This is a genomic window from Pelomonas aquatica (assembly GCF_026712205.1).
Taxonomy (GTDB): domain Bacteria; phylum Pseudomonadota; class Gammaproteobacteria; order Burkholderiales; family Burkholderiaceae_C; genus Pelomonas; species Pelomonas aquatica.
Genome location: NZ_JAPPUW010000010.1, coordinates 50,248 through 67,883, shown reverse-complemented (window position 1 = coordinate 67,883; position 17,636 = coordinate 50,248). Strand labels below are relative to the sequence as shown.

Below are 17,636 nucleotides of genomic sequence, written 5' to 3'. Positions count from 1 at the left end.
CTTTACGTGACATGCCGCGCGCGGATGCACTACGCTTGCGCGTCCTGACCGAAGAGGCCGGCGCCGCCGTGGCTGCCGCCCTGCCCGGAGCCCCCGCCCCCATGCAAGAAACGCCCGCCGCTGACGACGACCTGCTCGAACTGCTCGACGAGCCCGAGCATGCGGACGCGGAGCACCGCCCCCACGACCGACCCTGGCGCATCCTCATCGTCGACGACGACGGCGACGTCCACAAGGCCACCGAACTGGCCATGCAGGGGCTCACGGTCGAAGGCCAGCCCCTGGTCTTCCTGCACGCCTCATCCGCCGCCCAGGCCCGCCAGCTGCTTGCGAGCGAGGACGACCTCGCCGTCGTGCTGCTCGACGTCGTCATGGAGAGCGAGGACGCCGGCCTGCAGCTGGTGCGCCACATCCGCGACGAGCTGCGCCTGGGCGCGGTGCGCATCGTGCTGCGCACCGGCCAGCCCGGCTATGCGCCCGAGATCGAGACGGTGCAGGCCTATGACATCAACGACTACAAGACCAAGTCCGAGCTGACCCGCACGCGGCTGTACACGGTGCTGACCGCGGCCGTGCGCTCCTACCGGCAGATCTGCGCGCTGGAGGCCAACCGCCGCGGCCTGGAGATGATCGTCGAGAGCAGCACCTCGCTGTCGCGCATGCGCGGCCTCTCGCGCTTCGCCGAAGGGGTCGTCACCCAGCTCTGCGCGCTGCTGGGCATCCTGCCCGAGGGCCTGGTCTGCGCGCAGATGGGCGGCGATGCCGGCGAGGAGGTCCGCATCGTCGCCGCCGCCGGCCAGTACAGCGGCCTCATCGACCGGCCGCTGGCCCAGGTCAAGATCGCCAACGTGCGCGAGCGCCTGGAGCGCTGCCTGCGCGAGCAGCGCAACCTCTACGACGACGGCACCTGCCTCTACTTCGGCATGGGCCAGGGCCGCGCGATGGCCGCGCTGGTCGACGTCGGCCGCGAGCTCGACGAGCTCGACCAGCAGCTGCTGCGCGCCTTCTGCTCCAACATCGCGGTCGGCTTCGAGAACGTCGTGCTGTACAGCCAACTGCTGGACCAGGCCTACAACGACCCGCTGCTGCGCCTGCCCAACCGCAACCGCTTCGTCGAGCTGCTGGACAAGAACCTGAAGGACCCGGCCGGCGTCACGCTCGCGCTGATCGACATCGACGACTTCTCCGACATCAACGACGCCTTCGGCCACCACTTCGGCGACCAGGTGCTGCAGGCCGTCGTGCACCGCATGAGCGAGATGCTCGGCCTGAACACGGCCATGGCCCGCGTCGGCGCCGACACCTTCGGCGTGCTCGGCGAGCATGCCAAGGTCTGCCCGGACAGCGTGCAGGCCGTCTTCGCCGAGCCCTTCGTCGTCGCCGGCGAGCGGCTGCAGCTGTCGGCCACGACCGGCCTCGTGCGCCTGGGCGAGTCCACGGCCGTGGGCTCCGAGCTGCTGCTGGACGCCCAGATCGCGCTGAAGCGCGCCAAGCAGCAGCAGCGCGGCGCCTCGCAGTATTTCTCCGCCGCCATGGGCAGCGACGCGCGCGAGCGCTTCAAGCTGCTCAAGGGCCTGCGCACCGGCTTCGAGGAAAACCGCCTCTTCGTCGTCTACCAGCCCCAGGTCGACCTGGGCAGCGGGCGCGTGCTGGGCGCCGAAGCCCTGCTGCGCTGGCGCACCGAGGACGGCCGCTTCATCCCGCCCGACCAGTTCATCCCGCTGGCCGAGCAGAGCGGCCTCATCATCCCCATCGGCGAATTCGTCATGCGCACGGCCTGCCGGCAGCTCAGGGAGCTGCAGGACCAGGGGCATGCCGAGTTCCGCATGGCCGTCAACATCTCGATGGCCCAGTTCCGCCACCCGGCCTTCCTCGACATGCTGGCCCGCGCGCTGAAGGACAGCGGCGTCGCCGGCCAGAGCATCGAGCTCGAGATCACCGAGTCCATGGCCATGGAGGACGCCGAGCTCGTGCTGCGCGTGCTGGCCGACATCAAGCGCCTGGGCTTTTCCGTCGCCATCGACGACTTCGGCACCGGCTTCTCGTCGCTGAGCCAGCTGCGCCAACTGCAGGTGGACCGCCTGAAGATCGACCGCGCCTTCGTGCAGGAGGCGCAGGCCTCGTCGGCCGGTTCCACGATTGCGCAGATGGTCATCAACCTCGGCCGCGGCCTGGGCCTCACGGTCATCGCCGAAGGCATCGAGACCGAGGAGCAGCGCCGCTACCTGATCGGTCTGGGCTGCCACGAAGGCCAGGGCTGGCTGTTCGCCAAGCCCATGCCGGCGGACCAGCTCGAGAGCTTCATGGCGCGCTGAACCCCTGGTTGCACCGAGGCGGCGGAACCCTAAACTGCGCCGTTGCCACGACCTGCCAGGAGCGCCCATGAGCCTCGCCAAGATCCTCGTCGCCCAGGGCGGCGGCCCCACCGCCGTCATCAACCAGAGCCTCGTCGGCGTCGTGCTCGAAGCGCGGCGCCAGGCCGGCGTGGGCAAGGTCTACGGCGCGCGCCACGGCGTGCGCGGCATCGTCAACGAGGACTTCGTCGACCTGACGCAGGAGACCAGCCACAACCTGGAGCTGGTGGCCAACACGCCCGCGTCCGCGCTGGGCTCCACGCGCGACAAGCCCGATGCCGCCTACTGCCGCGAGATCTTCATCGTGCTGCAGGCCCACGGCATCACGCATTTCTTCTACATCGGCGGCAACGATTCGTCCGACACGGTGCGCATCGTGTCCGAGGAGGCCGCGGCGGCCGGTTACCCGCTGCGCTGCATCCACATCCCCAAGACCATCGACAACGACCTCGTCGGCAACGACCACACGCCCGGCTATGCGTCCGCCGCGCGCTTCGTGGCCCAGGCCTTCGCCGGCGCCAACCTCGACAACGCGGCGCTGCCGGGCGTCTACGTCGGCGTCGTCATGGGCCGCCACGCCGGCTTCCTGACGGCGGCCGCGGCCCTGGGCAAGAAGTTCGACGACGACGGCCCGCATCTCATCTACCTGCCCGAGCGCAGCTTCGACATCGAGCAGTTCCTGCACGACGTGAAGGCCACGCACGCGCGCTACGGCCGCTGCGTCATCGCCGTCAGCGAGGGCATCCACGACGCCTCGGGCGCGCCCATGCTGTCCAGGCTGGCTGGCGACCTGGAGCGCGACGCCCACGGCAATGTGCAGCTCAGCGGCACCGGCGCGCTGGCCGACCTGCTCTGCGAGGAGATCAAGGCCCGTCTCGGCATCAAGCGCGTGCGCGGCGACACCTTCGGCTATCTGCAGCGCAGCTTCCTGGGCTGCGTGTCCGACGTGGACCAGCGCGAGGCTAGAGAGGTCGGCGAGAAGGCCGTGCAATACGCCTTCCATGGCGACCGCGACGGGTCCGTCGCCATCCGGCGCGTGGGCTACTACTCGGTGGACTACGAGCTGCTGCCGCTGGCCGCCGTGGCCGGCAAGACGCGCACGATGGAAGACCACTTCATCAACGCCGCCGGCACCGACGTGACCGACGCCTTCCGCCTCTATCTGCGCCCGCTGCTGGGCTCGGGCATGCCGGACGCCTACCGGCTGCGGCCCAACCCCGTCGCCAAGGTGCTCAGGCGCGGCTGAGCTTCAGGGCCCGGGTCTGATGAACCGGGCCGTTGACGTTGATCGGGACGGGAATTGAACCGCGCCCCACTCCCCGGAGACCGCCATGAAACCCACCCCGCCCGGCTGGCCGCGCCTGTCCTCGGCCCTCTACTGCGAGAACGCGCGCGAGGCCATCGCCTGGTACCAGCACGCCTTCGGCTTCGAGGTCGAGATCGTCGTGGACGCGCCCGACGGCAGCGTCATGCACAGCGAGCTGCGCTACGGCGAGGCCATCGTCATGGTCTCGGAGGGCAGCGCCGGGCGGAAGGCGCGCTTTGGCGTGCCGGGCCGCGCACCGCGGGCCATCGGCGGCGTCAACACGCAGGGCCTCTTCCTCTACGTCGACGACGTGGACGCGCATTGCGACCGGGCCCGCGCGGCCGGCGCCCGCGTGACCTACGAGCCGACGGACAACGACTATGGTGCCGCCCACTGGTGCGACCGCAGCTACGGCTGCGTGGACCCGGACGGGCATCTTTGGTGGTTCAGCCAGCGCCTCAGGAACCCGCCGGTCTGACGCCGGGCGAATCGCTCAGCCGGCGCGCCTGGCCAGCATCGCGCGCGCGACGCGCGACATCGGCGGGCGGCCCAGCACCTGGGAGATGAAGGCGCCGGCGTCCACCAGCTTGTCGAGGACTATGCCGGTAGCGATGCCGAGGCCGTCCAGCATGAAGACCACGTCCTCGGTCGCGATATTGCCCGTCGCGCCCTTGGCATAGGGGCAGCCGCCCAGGCCGGCCACGCTGGCGTGGAAGCTGTGCACGCCCAGCTCCATGCTGGCGTAGATATTGGTCAGCGCCTGGCCATAGGTGTCGTGGAAATGGCCCGACACCTCCGGGCCAGGGAAGTGCTTCAGCGCCCGCTCCATCGCCGCCTGCACCTTGCGCGGCGTGCCGACGCCGATGGTGTCGGCGATGTCGATCGCGTCCACGCCCAGCGCGCGCAGCGGCTGCACGACGCGCTCCACCTGGTCGGCGCTGATCTCGCCTTCGTAGGGGCAGCCCAGCGCGCAGGACAGCGCCGCGCGCACCTTCAGGCCGGCCGCGTGCGCGCCCGCGACTACGGGCGCGAAGCGCTCCAGGCTCTCGGCGATGGAGCAGTTGATGTTCTTCTGCGTGAAGGCCTCGCTGGCCGCTGTGAACACGAGGATCTCGTCGGGCTTCGAAGCCAGCGCCGGCTCCAGCCCTTTGGTGTTGGGCACGAGGACCGAGTAACGGACGCCGGGCTTGCGCTCGATCGCGGCCATCACGGCCGCGTTGTCGCCCATCTGCGGCACCCACTTCGGGCTGACGAAGCTGGTGACCTCGATCTCCTTCAGGCCGGCGTCCTGCAGCATCGCGACGAGGCGGGCCTTGTGCTCTGTGGCGACGTTCTCCTTCTCGTTCTGCAGCCCGTCGCGCGGGCCGACGTCGAGGATCTTGACGTGGGTGGGCAGGGGCATGATGGGTTCACTGCTGCGGTGGGTCCAGGGCTTCGAGATCGACCTGATCTTTCAGTCTTCCGCTGGCCTTTTTGTTGGCGATGAAATCGGTCAGACCGATGACGTTGAGCGGCACGCCGCCAAGCACAGCCGACTCGCGACGCTCGAAACAAGCATCGAAATCCACGCCGTCAATGGCCGTCAAGATGTCGATGCGTCGGGGCGGCTGGCCAAGCTGGAGGATGGTGTCGGAGTCGAAGTCTTCCACCTTCAAAGCGAGTGACCCGAATCCGAACGCTTGCAGAGCGCCCAGCAGGCGCCGGATGTTGTCTTGACTGAGTCGGACCCAGAAGTCGATATCGCCGGTGTAGCGCGGGTGCCCGTGTGCGGCCAGCGCGTAGCCGCCGACAACCAGGTACTCAACGCCTCGCGCGTTGAGCAACTCGGCAAACTCTTTGAAGTCTTGGTTCAGCATCGCCGGACTCGTGGGGTGCCAGAAGTTGCTGTCGCAGCGTTTCAACGGCCGCCATGCGTTCGGCCATCGGGCGCGAACGCCAGTAAGCCAGATCCTCTGCGGCCTGGCTCTTGCGATTGGTGATCTTCAGCGTGCGCAGCATGGCCGGATTGTCACGCTTCCAGCTTCAGCAACTCGGCGCCATCGCCCACCTGGTCGCCGACGGCGAACAGCAGCTCGGCCACCTTGCCGTCGCGCGGCGCGCTGATGGTGTGCTCCATCTTCATCGCCTCCATGACGGCCAGCGGCTGGCCCTGGGTAACGGTGTCGCCGGCCTTGGCCAGGAAGGCGATCAGCTTGCCGGGCATGGGGGCCGTCAGGCGGCCGCCTTCGGCCGGGCCGTCGCCGGCGTGGGCGATGACGTCCACCTCGGTCAGCACGGCGGAACCCGTCGGCGCGAACGCGGCGACACGCTCGCCCTGGGCATAGGTCTTCACGCGCAATCGCTGAACTTCGGGATCCGTGCCGAGGAAGAGTTCGTGCGTCTCGGCATCGCTCGACTGCACGGCGAACTCGATGGCCTCGCCTTCGACGGTCAGCGTCATGCCGCCGCGGTGGTGGCGCGACAGCAGCGCATCGAAGTGCCTGCCGCCGGCTTCGAGGTCGAAGCGGCGCGTGGCCGAACCGAACATCCGCCAGCCGTCGCGGGCGCTCCACGGGTCGCTGCCCTGGGTCGTGGCTTCGACGGCCAGCGTGTGGGCCACGATGGCGGCCGCGCTGATGCGCAGCGGCAGGCCGGGCTGGTCGAACAGCACGGCCTTCTCGCGCTCGATCAGGCCGGTGTCGAGGTCGGCGCCGGCGAACGAGGCCGTCGCGGCGCAGCGGCGCAGGAAGGCGACGTTGGTCTGCAGGCCGACGACATGGGTGTCGCGCAGCGCGGCGTCCAGCCGGGCCAGCGCCTGCGCGCGGTCCTCGCCCCAGACGATGAGCTTGGCGACCATCGAGTCGTAATAGGGGCTGATCGCATCGCCCTCGCGCACGCCGGCGTCGATGCGGACGTTGCCGCGTTCAAAGGCGACGTGTGCCGGCCAGCGCGCGACGTCCAGCGTGCCGGTGGCGGGCAGGAAGCCGCCGTCCGGGTTCTCGGCGCAGATGCGGGCCTCGATGGCATGGCCGTGCATGCGCAGTTCCGATTGCTTCAGCGGCAGCGGCTGGCCGGAGGCCACGCGCAGCTGCCACTCGACCAGGTCCTGCCCCGTGATGGCTTCCGTCACCGGATGCTCCACCTGCAGCCGCGTGTTCATCTCCATGAAATAGAAGCGGCCGTCCTGCTCGGCGATGAACTCCACGGTGCCGGCGCCGACATAACCGACCGCCTTGGCGGCGGCCACGGCGGCCTCGCCCATCTGCGCGCGGCGCTCGGCCGTCATGCCCGGCGCGGGCGCTTCCTCCAGCACCTTTTGGTGGCGGCGCTGCACGGAGCAGTCGCGCTCGAACAGGTAGACGCAGTCGCCCTGCGTGTCGCCGAAGACCTGGATCTCGATGTGGCGCGGGCGCTGGACATAGCGCTCGATCAGCACCGCGTCGTCGCCGAAGCTGTTGATGGCCTCGCGCTTGCACGAGGCAAGGGCCGCGTCGAACTCGTCGGCGCCGTAGACCGCACGCATGCCCTTGCCGCCGCCGCCGGCGCTGGCCTTGATCAGCACCGGGTAGCCGATGCGGTCGGCCTCCTTCTTCAGCAGCGCCGGGTCCTGGTCGGCGCCGTGATAGCCCGGCACCAGCGGCACCTTGGCGGCCTCCATCAGTCGCTTGGACTCGGCCTTCAGGCCCATGGCCTGGATGGCGCTGGGCGGCGGGCCGATGAAGACGACACCGGCATCGGCGCAGGCCTGCGCAAAGGCCTCGTTCTCGCTGAGGAAGCCATAGCCCGGGTGCACGGCCTGCGCGCCGGTGCGCTTGGCGGCATCAAGGATGCGCTCCCATTGCAGATAGGAGTCGCGCGGCGCGGGGCTGCCGATCAGGATGGCCTCGTCGCAGGCCTTGACGTGCTGGGCGTCGGCATCGGCCTCGGAGTAGACGGCCACCGTCTGGATGCCCATGCGGCGGGCCGTGGCCGCGACGCGGCAGGCGATTTCCCCTCGGTTGGCGATGAGGATCTTCTTAAACATGGCGTGCTCCCGAGGGGAACTCGCCTGCGTGCTCGGCTGCGCCGAGCACCATGCAATTTGTCGCTTGCGCGACCGCGCCTTCGGCGCGAGCGCCGCGATTGGCGATCAGGATCTTCTTGAACATGCTTGATATCTCCTCAGCCGTCTTCTTGTGGATTCAGGTTCGGGGCGCGCAACGGGTTGATGGGCCGTCGACGCGCTGATGTCGCAGCGGTCAGTGCGCGCAGACCTGCACCTTGGCCGCCGCGTCCGAAGGCGTCAGTTCGGCCTCGGTCGAGCAGCGCATGCCCAGGCGCTGCAGCAGCGCGCGGTCCTTCTCGGCTTGCGGGTTGCTCGTCGTCAGCAGCTTGTCGCCATAGAACATGGAGTTGGCGCCAGCCAGGAAGCACAGGGCCTGCATGGTCTCGGGCATCTCCTCGCGACCGGCGGACAGGCGCACCATGGCGCGCGGCATGGTGATGCGGGCGACGGCGATGGTGCGGATGAACTCCAGCGGGTCCAGCGGCGCCGTGCCAGCCAGCGGCGTGCCTTCCACCTGCACGAGGTTGTTGATGGGCACGCTCTCGGGATAGGGGTCGAGGTTGGCCAGCTGCACGATGAGGCCGGCGCGCTGGCGGCGCGTCTCGCCCATGCCGACGATGCCGCCGGAGCAGACCTTCAGGCCCTGCTGGCGCACGCGGTCCAGCGTGTCGAGGCGGTCTTGATAGGTGCGCGTCGTGATGATCTGGCCGTAGAACTCGGGTGCGGTGTCGAGGTTGTGGTTGTAGTAGTCCAGGCCGGCTTCCTTGAGCTGCTCGGCCTGGCCGTCTTCCAGCATGCCGGCGGTCAGGCAGGTCTCCAGGCCCAGGGCCTTGACCTCGGAAATCATCGTGCCGATGGCTTCGAGGTGGCGGGGCTTGGGGCTACGCCAGGCGGCGCCCATGCAGAAGCGCGTCGCGCCATTGGCCTTGGCCGCGCGGGCGGCTTCCATGACCTCTTCCAGCGGGATCAGCTTCTCGGCCTTCAGGCCGGTGTCGAAGTGGGCCGACTGCGGGCAGTAGGCGCAGTCTTCCTCGCAGCCGCCGGTCTTGATGGACAGCAGCGTGGACAGCTGCACCGCGTTGGCGTCGAAATGCTCGCGGTGCACCTGCTGGGCGCGGAACAGCAGGTCGTTGAAGGGCAGCTCGAACAGGGCTGCAACCTCGGCGACGGTCCAGGGCTTGGCCTGGCGGCGCTCGGCGTCGGTGGTGGGGGTGAGGGTCTGGATCTGGTTCATGCGGGGAGGTGTCCGAGCAGGGGTTGGAGCGCCAGGTGGCGCGCCACCGTGGTGTGGTCGGCGTGGGCCAGGCGGGGCACATGGCCGAGGCAGGGGGCCTGCAGGCCGGCTTGCAGCGCCTGCAGATTGTCGGTGACGTGGGGCTGATGCGCGTCCACCGTGTTGGCCACCCAGGCGGCCAAGGTCAGGCCGCGGGCGCGCACGGCCTCGGCCGTCAGCAATGCGTGGTTTATGCAGCCCAGGCGCAGGCCGACGACGAGGACGACGGGCAGGCCGAGGTCGGTGGCGAGGTCGGCCGTGTCCCATTCGTCGTTCAGCGGCACGCGGAAGCCGCCGACGCCTTCGACCAGGGCCACGTCGGCCCGGCCACCCACCCAGCGCAGCGCATGCAGCAGCGGCTCGCGGGCGATGGCCTCGTTCTCGACGCGGGCGGCGATGTGGGGCGCGCAGGCGGTGCGCAGCTGCAGCGCGCCGACCTCGGCCGAGGTCAGGCCCATATTGCCGGCCGCGCGCAGGCGCTCGACGTCGTCGTTGAGCCAGTGGCCGTCGACGAAATCCAGGCCGGCCGAGATGGGCTTGAGCGCGGCGACGCGCCGGCCCGCCTGCGCGAACGCATGCGCGAGGCCGGCCGTGACGGCGGTCTTGCCGATCTCGGTGTCGGTGCCGGTGATGAAGAAGCCTTTCATGAGTGCACCCTTCGCGCTACGCGCTGTCCCGCCAGGCGGGAGCGAGCTTGCTTGGGGCGGCCCGGCGCGGCGCTCACGCGGCCAGCTCCTGCGCCGAAGCCGCGCGGTCGAGAGCGGTCAGCAGCGCGTCGACATCGGCGGCCGTGTGCGTGCCGCACAGCGTGATGCGCAGCCGCGCGGTGCCGGCGGCGACGGTGGGCGGGCGGATGCCCGGCACGCGCAGGCCGGCGCTTTCCAGCGCGGCGGCCAGGGCCATGACCGCGGCGTTGCCGCCGACGATCAGCGGCTGGATGGGCGTGGCCGAGTCGGTCAGCGACCAGCTTAGGCGCGGGTGGCGGGCGATCAGCGCGAGCAGGCCGTCGCGCAGCTGGGCCTGGCGGGCGACGAGGTTGGCGCGGCGCGCGGCGCCGACGGGGCCGTCGATGAGCGCGAAGCTGGTCAGCAGCGCATGCTCGACGGCCGGTGGCGAGGCGGTCGAGAAGATGAAGTTGCGCGCCGCCTGCAGCAGGTAGTCGACGATGGTCGCGTGGGCGGCGACGAAGGCGCCCGCGAGGCCGGCGGCCTTGCCCAGCGTGCCGACGAGGATCAGGCGTTCGCTGTTCAGACCGAAGTGTTCCAGCGAGCCGCGGCCGGTGCTGCCGAGCACGCCGAAGCCATGCGCGTCGTCGACGACGAGCCAGGCGTCGAATTCCTCGGCCAGCGCGAGCAGGCCGGGCAGCGGCGCGAGGTCGCCGTCCATGCTGAACACGGCGTCGGTGACGATGAGCCTGACCTTGGCGATGCTGGCGGCCAGCGCCGTGCGCAAGGCGGCGAGGTCGGCGTGCGGGAAGCGCGTGACCTTGGCCTTGGACAGCCGCGCGGCGTCGATCAGCGACGCGTGGTTGAGCTGCTCCGAGAAGATCTCGGTGTGCTCGTCGCCCAGCGCCGTGACGACGGCGAGGTTGGCCATATAGCCGGTGCAGAAGCCGATGGCGCGGGCCTCGGGGATGTGCGGCGCAAACCACGCCGCCAGCGTGTCGGTGACGGCCTCGTGGGCGGCGCTGTGGCCGCTGACCAGCGGCGATGCGCCCGAGCCGCCACCCCAGCGGCGCGCGCCTTCGGCCAGCGCCTCGGCAATCGCCGGCTCGGCGGCCAGGCCCAGGTAGTCGTTGGAGCAGAACATCAGCAGCTCGCGGCCGTTGATGGTCTGGCGGGGCGCGGTGCCGTTGTCGGCGCGGCGCAGCGTGCGGGTCAGGCTCTGCGCCGAGATGGCGGCGAGCTTGGCGCTCAGGTGTTCAAGCAAGGACATCGTTCAAAGTCGCCGTCACGGCCGCGGCCAGGAAGGCCGCGGTCGCGTCGTCGATCAGGTAAGGGGGCATCAGGTAGACGGTGCTGCCTATCGGTCGGATCAGCAGTTCGTGTGCGCGCGCTGCAAGGTGGAAGCGCTCGGCGAAGCGGGGTGGTGCTTCAGGCACATCGAAGGCGAGGATCATGCCGCGCTGGCGCCAATGCGTCGTGCGCGAGGTCAAGGGGGTGAAGGCGCGGGCCAGGCGATCGGCCTGGGCGCGGTTGTCTTCGAGCTGGCCGGCATCGAAGCGGTCCAGCACCGCGTTGGCCGCCGCGCAGGCCAGCGGGTTGCCGGTGTAGGAGTGGGAGTGCAGGAAGCCGCGCGTGACGTCCTCGCTCCAGAAGGCCGAGAACACCTCGTCCGTCGTCAGCACCAGCGACAGCGCCATCGTGCCGCCGGTGATGCCCTTGCTCAGCAGCAGGAAGTCGGGCCAGTCGGCTTGGTTTTGCTCCCACGCGAAGAAGCTGCCGGTGCGGCCGCAGCCCACGGCGATCTCGTCGGCGATCAGGTGCACGCCGAACTCGCGCGTCAGCTCGCGCAGGCCCTTCAGATAGCCGGGCGAATGCATGACCATGCCGGCCGCGCCCTGCACCAGCGGCTCGACGATGACGCAGGCGATGGAGGCGTGGCGCTCGGCCAGCAGCGTGCGCATCGCGGCCAGCGCCTCGGCCTCGTTGCCGAGGCGCGAATCCGGCGACGCGACGATGTGGGCCCGCATCAGCAGCGGGTCGTAGGCGTCGCGGAAGACCTGCACGTCGGTCACGCTGAGCGCACCCAGCGTCTCGCCGTGATAGCTGTTCTTCAGGCACACGAACTCGCGCTTGTCGGCGCGGCCACGGTTCTTCCAGGCATGGAAGCTCTGCTTCAGCGCGATCTCGACGGCGCTCGCGCCATCGCTGCCGAAGAACACATGGCCCAGCCGGCCTTGCGTGCGCGCCGACAGCCGCTCGGCCAGGCGCACGGCGGGCTCGTGTGTGCAGCCGGCCAGCATCACATGGGGCAGCGTGTCGAGCTGGGCCTTGATGGCGTCGTGCAGCGGCCGGTCGCTGTGGCCGAACAGGTTGACCCACCAGGACGAGTTGGCGTCGAAGTAGCGATTGCCGTCGGTGTCGAACAGCCAGGGGCCGTCACCGCGCGCGATGGGCAGGGGCGGCACGTCGGCGAGGCGGGCCATCTGCGTGCAGGGATGCCAGACGGCCGCGCGGCTGCGGTCTTGGAGGGAAGTCATGCGGGTCTCGGACGGCGCACGCGCTGGAGCAGCGCGCGCAGGAACTTGAAGCAGTACCAGATCAGCGTGGTCATGACGGCGAGCGTCAGGGCCAGCAGCGGGAAGAAGACGAAGGGGTGGGCCCAGGCCAGCCACAGCATCGTCGGCACGGCCACGTCGCCGGCCAGCGACAGGCCGAGGTTGGAGAAGGGCTCGGGCGAGGTGTTGGCCGCCGCGCGCGTGCTGGCCTTGGCCGCATGCGCGGTGGCCGCGAGGCCGCCGCCGATCAGCGCGGCGACGGCGGTCCAGGCCTCGCCGTGGTCGCCGGCCCAGCCGCCGACGAGGCCGGCCACGAGGGCCGCACCGGCGGGAATGCGGATCAGTGTGTGCAGCGCATCCCAGGCGCTGTCGACCAGCGGCACCTTGTCGGCCAGGAACTCGACCAGCGCCAGCGCGGCGGCGCAGCCCATGACCAGCGGCGAGGCCAGCACCTGCAGCCCCGGCGGCAGCGCGATCCAGCCCCAGTGCCCGGTGATGCCGACGAGCAGCACCGTCAGGTACAGCCGCAGGCCGCTGGCCCAGCCGAGGGCGGCGGCCAGCGCGAGCAGGTGGGGGGTGTCGAGGTTCATGTCAGGCGAGCCAGGACGGCTTGCTCTTGTTGAGGAAGCTTCGCACGCCCTCGCACCCCTCGGTGCTGGCGCGGATGTCGGCGATGCGCCGCGCGGTGTCGTCGCGCAGCGCGGGCGTGATCTCGCGGCCGGCCACGTCCTTCACGAGCTGCTTGCAGGCACGCACGGCGGCGGGGCCGTTGGCGGTGATCGCAGCGACCAGCTCGTCGACCTTGGCGTCCAGCGCGTCGGCGGCGACGACCTCGTGCACCAGGCCCAGGCGCTTCGCCTCGGCGGCCGTGAAGCGTTCGGCCGTCACGAAGTAGCGCCGCGAGGCCTGCTCGCTCAGCGCCTTGACGACATAGGGGCCGATGGTGGCCGGCAGCAGGCCGAGCTTGGCTTCGCTGAGGCAGAAACCCGCCGCATCCACCGCGACGACGATGTCGGCGCAGGCCACCAGGCCCACGCCGCCGGCATAGACGTCGCCCTGCACGCGCGCGACGACCGGCACCGGGCAGCTGTAGAGGGCCCACAGCATGTCGGCCAGCCTTGTGGCGTCGACATGGTTCTCGTCCCAGGAATAGCCAGCCATGGCCTTCATCCAGTTCAGGTCGGCGCCGGCGCAGAAGGCCTTGCCCTCGGCGGCGAGGACGATGGCGCGCAGGTCGCTGCGCTGGCCCAGCTCGGTGAAGGCCGCGGTCAGCTCGGCGATCAAGCCCTCGTTGAAGGCGTTGCGCACCTCGGGGCGGTTCAGCGTGACGCGGGCGACGGGGCCGTTGGTCTGGATATGCAGGGCGGTCATGTCAATGCAGAGGTTGCAGCAGGCGCAGGCCGAAATGCTGGGCAAACGGATGGAAGTCCCGGTCGCGTTGCAGCAGCACGAGATCGTGGTCGATGCAATACGAGGCCAGCAGCACGTCGATGTGGCTGCGGATCGTGATGCCTTTGCTGCGCAGATCCTGGTAGCGCTGTGCGGCGCGTTCCGCGCCTTGAAGGCTCAGCGACTGGACGCATTCCAGGGCCTCGAAGGCTTCTTTCGCCTTGCGCTTCTGGCGCTCGTCGCGGAAGCCGCAGAGCACCTCGTAGAGCACCAGTTCGGGTACGACGACCTGCGAGGGCGCTCGGCGTATCAGCTCTCGGAGGGTGTCGCGTTCCATGGATTCCGCTCCGTTGAAGAAGTCCACCCAGACACTGCTGTCGACGACGATCACGTCTCCACCTTGCGGGCGACGGCGGCTCGGCGAGCCGGCTTGGTTCGCTGGAGCTTGGCTGGCTTGGCCTTGCTGGGTTGTGCGGGGCGTGCTCGTACTGTGGCTGGCTCCGGCTGCTGCCAGTTGGGCTCATTGAGCAGCCGCTCCTCGTCGCCCCAACCCCAAGCCACCTTGCCTTCGAGTTCAAGCAGCTTGCGTGCCGCCGCCTGCCGTTGCAGCAGCTTCAGCCCCGCTTCGACTGCTTCGCGCTTGGTCCGGTACGGGCCAGCTGCCAGCGCTGCAGTCATGAGATCGTCGTCGATGTCGATGTTGGTGCGCATGATGTGTTCAATATCAGCATTGATTACACATTTTATGTCTGATGGCTCGCCTGGCATGCCAGGGGCTTGGTCATCAGCACGGACGCATAGGTCTTGCCCTGCCATCGCACGCCACCCACGGCGGCATAGCCGCGGCGCTCGTAGCGGCGGCGCAGTGCCTCGGCCGGCTCGGCCGTGTCGAGGGCGATGCGTTCGAAACCCTGCTCGCGCGCCCAAGCCTCGGCTGTGTCCATCAGCCGCTCACCCAGGCCCTGGCCGCGGCAGTCGGGGTGCACGGCGAGCTGCGACAGGATGGCCGTGCCCGGCGTCGTGTACAGCGGCGGTGGCGGGTCGGCGATATAGGCCTCGCCGGCGGGCTTGGGGCCGCGGATGGCGACGGTGCCCACCATGCGGCCGTCCAGTTCGGCAACGAAGCCCTGGGCGCCGGCCAGGCGCTCGCGCGTGACGTCCACGCTCTGGTTCACGGCCGTGAAGTTCCAGCCCTGGGCGGCGAGGCTGGCGTAGGCGGCGTGCAGCAGGGTCAGCTCTTCGAGCGAATCGCTCGGTTGGAGTGGGCGAATTTCCATCACATCCGGAACACGCCGAACTTCGTCTCCGGGATGGGCGCGTTCAGCGACGCGCTCAAGCCCAGCGCCAAAACACGGCGGGTGTCGGCCGGGTCGATGACGCCGTCGTCCCACAGCCGGGCCGACGCGTAATAGGGGTGGCCCTGGTCCTCGTACTGCTGGCGGATGGGCGCCTTGAAGGCTTCCTCCTCGGCGACGCTCCAGTTGCCGCCCTTGGCCTCGATGCCGTCGCGGCGGATGGTGGAGAGCACGCTGGCCGCCTGCTCGCCGCCCATCACCGAGATGCGCGCGTTGGGCCACATCCACAGGAAGCGCGGGCTGTAGGCGCGGCCGCACATGCCGTAGTTGCCGGCGCCGAAGCTGCCGCCGATGATGACCGTGAACTTGGGCACCTGGGCGCAGGCCACGGCCGTCACCATCTTGGCGCCGGCGCGGGCGATGCCCTCGTTCTCGTACTTGCGGCCAACCATGAAGCCGGTGATGTTCTGCAGGAAGACCAGCGGGATCTTGCGCTGGCAGCACAGCTCGATGAAGTGCGCGCCCTTGTTCGCGCTCTCGGCGAACAGGATGCCGTTGTTGGCGACGATGCCCACCGGCATGCCCTCGATGTGGGCGAAGCCGCAGACCAGCGTCGTGCCGTAGCGGGCCTTGAACTCGTCGAACTCCGAGTCGTCGACGATGCGGGCGATGACCTCGCGCACGTCGAAGGGCTTGCGCGTGTCGGTCGGGATCACGCCATGCAGCTCGGCCGGGTCATGGGCCGGCGCCTTGGGTTCCTGCATGGCCAGCGGGTTTGCCTTGCTCCAGTTCAGCCGCGCGACCGAGTTGCGGGCGATGGCCAGCGCGTGGGTGTCGTTGTTGGCGAGGTGGTCGGCCACGCCGGACAGGCGCGTGTGCACGTCACCGCCGCCCAGGTCTTCGGCCGTGACGACCTCGCCGGTGGCCGCCTTCACCAGCGGCGGGCCGCCCAGGAAGATGGTGCCCTGGTTCTTCACGATGATGGTCTCGTCGCTCATCGCCGGCACATAGGCGCCGCCTGCGGTGCACGAGCCCATGACGACGGCGATCTGCGGGATGCCTTCGGCGCTGAGGTTGGCCTGGTTGAAGAAGATGCGGCCGAAGTGGTCGCGGTCGGGGAAGACCTCGTCCTGGTTCGGCAGGTTGGCGCCGCCGCTGTCCACGAGGTAGATGCAGGGCAGGCGGTTCTGCGCGGCGATCTCCTGGGCCCGCAGATGCTTCTTGACGGTGATGGGGTAGTAGGTGCCGCCCTTCACGGTGGCGTCGTTGCAGACCACCATGCACTCCACGCCCGCCACGCGGCCGATGCCGGCCACGACGCCGCCGCCGGGCGCCGCGTTGTCGTACAGGTTCAGGCCGGCCAGAGGCGCCAGTTCGAGGAAGGGCGTGCCGGGGTCCAGCAGCATCTCGACGCGGTCGCGCGGCAGCAGCTTGCCGCGGGCCGTGTGCTTGGCGCGCGCGGCCTCGCCGCCACCCAGCGCGATCTGGGCCAGCTTGGCGTTCAGGTCGTCGAGGTGGCCGCGCATGGCCTCGGCATTGGCCTTGAAATCGGCCGAGCGGGGGTTGAGCTGGGTGGTCAGGACCGGCATGGTGTCTCCCGGCAAGCCGTGCTTAAGCAGGGCTCAATTTGATGGTTCGACGGCCTCGTGAGCCGCATGAGGGGCGCCAGAATAATCCAGTGGCGGCGCGGATGCAATGTCGACTTGAGTGTTACTCAATAATTGAGCAGAATCCGGCCGCTATGAAGACCGCCCCCGCTCCCGTGCAGCGCCGCGCGCCGGCCGGCCCCAAGGCCGAGCAGCGCGTGCGCGACATCCTGCGCGTCGGCCGCGAGGTGTTCGCCGAGCGTGGCTACGAGAACGCGACGACGACCGAGATCGCGCAGCGCCTGGGCATCTCCGAGGCCACGGTCTTCACCTATTTCCGCGGCAAGCGCGAGCTGTGCATGCGGGTCATCCAGGACTGGTACGACGAGAACATCGCCGCCATGGAAGCCGGCCTGCCGCGCCAGGCGCCGGTGCGCGAGCAACTGGAATTCCTCGTGCTGACGAATCTGCAGGTCTTCCTCGTGCAGGGCACGGGCATCTGCGCGCTGGTGCTGTCCGAAGGCCGGGCCAAGGGCCAGGGGCTGGGCGAAGCGCTGGTGGAACTGCAGCGGCGCTACACGGCGCCGCTGATGGACCTGCTGGCGCGCGGCCAGGAGGCCGGCGAGGTCAGGCGCGACATTCCGCTGCGGCTGCTGCGCTCCCTCGTCTTCGGGCCGATCGAGCAGATGCTGTGGGAGGTCGTCATCACCGGCCGGCAGATCGACGTGGAGGCCAGCGCGCGCGACCTCGTCGCGCTGCTGTGGCCGGCCCTGCAGGCGCCCGACCATGAGCTGCAGCGGCTGCGCCAGCTGCGCACGCGGCTGCAGGAGGCGCTGGCTAGCGAGTGAAGGTCTGCACGAGCAGGGTCTCGCAGACCTTGAACAACAGCCAGGCCGCCATGGCCGCGGCCGTGGTGGCCAGCAGCTCCAGCAGCTGGCGCAGGCCGCCGTCTTCCAGCCCCTGCCAGCCGTTGTTCCACAGCAGGCCGGCGTTGGCGCCGACAACGCGCAGCAGGTCCAGCGTCAGCAGCCCGAAGGCGATGAAGCCCAGCACCATCAGGCCGAAGCAGGCCAGCGGTTGGCGGCGCAGCCAGCCGGTAAAGCGCGAAATTGCTGGCATCACGCCCTCCTGAATTCGATGGGGCATTCTCCGGCTATCGCTAGGATGGGTGCTCCGAAGAGAGCACGGG

The 17,636-nt window shown here is 69.7% G+C and carries 20 protein-coding genes; 4 read left to right on the top strand and 16 right to left on the bottom strand.

What is annotated here, in order from left to right; genetic code table 11:
* Nucleotides 1–101: 101 nt before the first annotated feature.
* From NYP07_RS12460 to NYP07_RS12450, 3 genes are all read left to right on the top strand, one after another.
* Complete coding sequence (locus NYP07_RS12460) at nt 102–2,315, top strand: putative bifunctional diguanylate cyclase/phosphodiesterase (RefSeq protein WP_268150884.1); 2,214 nt, start codon at nt 102–104, stop codon at nt 2,313–2,315.
* A 67-nt stretch (nt 2,316–2,382) separates the two neighbouring features.
* Nucleotides 2,383–3,600, top strand: a complete 1,218-nt coding sequence (locus NYP07_RS12455) for a 6-phosphofructokinase (RefSeq protein WP_268150882.1) — start codon at nt 2,383–2,385, stop codon at nt 3,598–3,600.
* Nucleotides 3,601–3,685: 85 nt separating this feature from the next.
* Nucleotides 3,686–4,138 (top strand): VOC family protein, encoded by a 453-nt coding sequence (locus NYP07_RS12450; RefSeq protein ID WP_268150880.1) that lies wholly within the window; start codon nt 3,686–3,688, stop codon nt 4,136–4,138.
* A gap of 15 nt (nt 4,139–4,153) precedes the next feature.
* On the opposite strand, the gene NYP07_RS12445 is transcribed toward NYP07_RS12450, so the two are convergent.
* The 15 genes from NYP07_RS12445 to NYP07_RS12375 all read right to left on the bottom strand — a co-directional run bounded on the left by NYP07_RS12445 (nt 4,154) and on the right by NYP07_RS12375 (nt 16,450).
* Nucleotides 4,154–5,062 carry a hydroxymethylglutaryl-CoA lyase gene (locus NYP07_RS12445; protein WP_268150878.1) on the bottom strand — a complete coding sequence of 303 codons (909 nt, stop codon included), beginning with the start codon at nt 5,060–5,062 and terminating at the stop codon, nt 4,154–4,156.
* 7 nt (nt 5,063–5,069) lie between these two features.
* Nucleotides 5,070–5,516: a hypothetical protein gene (locus tag NYP07_RS12440; RefSeq protein ID WP_268150877.1), complete on the bottom strand. Its 447-nt coding sequence runs from the start codon at nt 5,514–5,516 to the stop codon at nt 5,070–5,072.
* Nucleotides 5,461–5,658 carry a hypothetical protein gene (locus NYP07_RS12435; RefSeq protein WP_268150876.1) on the bottom strand — a complete coding sequence of 66 codons (198 nt, stop codon included), beginning with the start codon at nt 5,656–5,658 and terminating at the stop codon, nt 5,461–5,463. The genes NYP07_RS12440 and NYP07_RS12435 overlap by 56 nt, the downstream gene beginning before the upstream one ends.
* 10 nt (nt 5,659–5,668) lie before the next feature.
* Complete coding sequence (locus NYP07_RS12430) at nt 5,669–7,663, bottom strand: acetyl-CoA carboxylase biotin carboxylase subunit (protein WP_268150874.1); 1,995 nt, start codon at nt 7,661–7,663, stop codon at nt 5,669–5,671.
* Complete coding sequence (locus NYP07_RS12425; protein ID WP_268150872.1) at nt 7,656–7,787, bottom strand: hypothetical protein; 132 nt, start codon at nt 7,785–7,787, stop codon at nt 7,656–7,658. The genes NYP07_RS12430 and NYP07_RS12425 overlap by 8 nt, the downstream gene beginning before the upstream one ends.
* A gap of 90 nt (nt 7,788–7,877) precedes the next feature.
* A complete protein-coding gene (bioB, locus tag NYP07_RS12420; RefSeq protein ID WP_268150870.1) occupies nt 7,878–8,918 on the bottom strand; it encodes a biotin synthase BioB in 1,041 nt (346 codons plus the stop codon).
* Nucleotides 8,915–9,604, bottom strand: a complete 690-nt coding sequence (gene bioD / locus NYP07_RS12415) for a dethiobiotin synthase (RefSeq protein WP_268150868.1) — start codon at nt 9,602–9,604, stop codon at nt 8,915–8,917. Before bioD ends, bioB begins: the two co-directional genes overlap by 4 nt.
* Before the next feature lie 73 nt (nt 9,605–9,677).
* On the bottom strand, nt 9,678–10,892 hold the full coding sequence (locus NYP07_RS12410) for an 8-amino-7-oxononanoate synthase (protein ID WP_268150866.1): 1,215 nt from the start codon (nt 10,890–10,892) through the stop codon (nt 9,678–9,680).
* Complete coding sequence (bioA, locus tag NYP07_RS12405; RefSeq protein WP_268150864.1) at nt 10,879–12,159, bottom strand: adenosylmethionine--8-amino-7-oxononanoate transaminase; 1,281 nt, start codon at nt 12,157–12,159, stop codon at nt 10,879–10,881. Before bioA ends, NYP07_RS12410 begins: the two co-directional genes overlap by 14 nt.
* Entirely contained in the window at nt 12,156–12,767 is a 612-nt protein-coding gene (locus NYP07_RS12400; RefSeq protein WP_268150862.1) for a DUF4126 domain-containing protein, read from the bottom strand. Before NYP07_RS12400 ends, bioA begins: the two co-directional genes overlap by 4 nt.
* A gap of 1 nt (nt 12,768) precedes the next feature.
* A complete protein-coding gene (locus NYP07_RS12395) occupies nt 12,769–13,548 on the bottom strand; it encodes an enoyl-CoA hydratase/isomerase family protein (RefSeq protein WP_268150860.1) in 780 nt (259 codons plus the stop codon).
* Between the two features lies 1 nt (nt 13,549).
* On the bottom strand, nt 13,550–13,957 hold the full coding sequence (gene vapC, locus NYP07_RS12390; RefSeq protein WP_268150857.1) for a type II toxin-antitoxin system VapC family toxin: 408 nt from the start codon (nt 13,955–13,957) through the stop codon (nt 13,550–13,552).
* A complete protein-coding gene (locus tag NYP07_RS12385; protein WP_268150855.1) occupies nt 13,954–14,277 on the bottom strand; it encodes a type II toxin-antitoxin system VapB family antitoxin in 324 nt (107 codons plus the stop codon). The genes vapC and NYP07_RS12385 overlap by 4 nt, the downstream gene beginning before the upstream one ends.
* 32 nt (nt 14,278–14,309) lie before the next feature.
* The gene (locus NYP07_RS12380) at nt 14,310–14,843 is read right to left on the bottom strand and encodes a GNAT family N-acetyltransferase (protein ID WP_268150853.1); all 534 of its coding nucleotides are present in this window, start codon (nt 14,841–14,843) and stop codon (nt 14,310–14,312) included.
* Nucleotides 14,843–16,450 (bottom strand): carboxyl transferase domain-containing protein, encoded by a 1,608-nt coding sequence (locus tag NYP07_RS12375; protein ID WP_268150851.1) that lies wholly within the window; start codon nt 16,448–16,450, stop codon nt 14,843–14,845. Before NYP07_RS12375 ends, NYP07_RS12380 begins: the two co-directional genes overlap by 1 nt.
* A 152-nt stretch (nt 16,451–16,602) precedes the next feature.
* Here NYP07_RS12375 and NYP07_RS12370 point away from each other — a divergent pair, with 152 nt between their 5' ends.
* On the top strand, nt 16,603–17,295 hold the full coding sequence (locus tag NYP07_RS12370) for a TetR/AcrR family transcriptional regulator (RefSeq protein WP_268150849.1): 693 nt from the start codon (nt 16,603–16,605) through the stop codon (nt 17,293–17,295).
* Here NYP07_RS12370 and NYP07_RS12365 read toward each other — a convergent pair.
* A complete protein-coding gene (locus tag NYP07_RS12365) occupies nt 17,285–17,566 on the bottom strand; it encodes a hypothetical protein (RefSeq protein WP_268150847.1) in 282 nt (93 codons plus the stop codon). The genes NYP07_RS12370 and NYP07_RS12365 overlap by 11 nt on opposite strands.
* Nucleotides 17,567–17,636 lie beyond the last annotated feature (70 nt).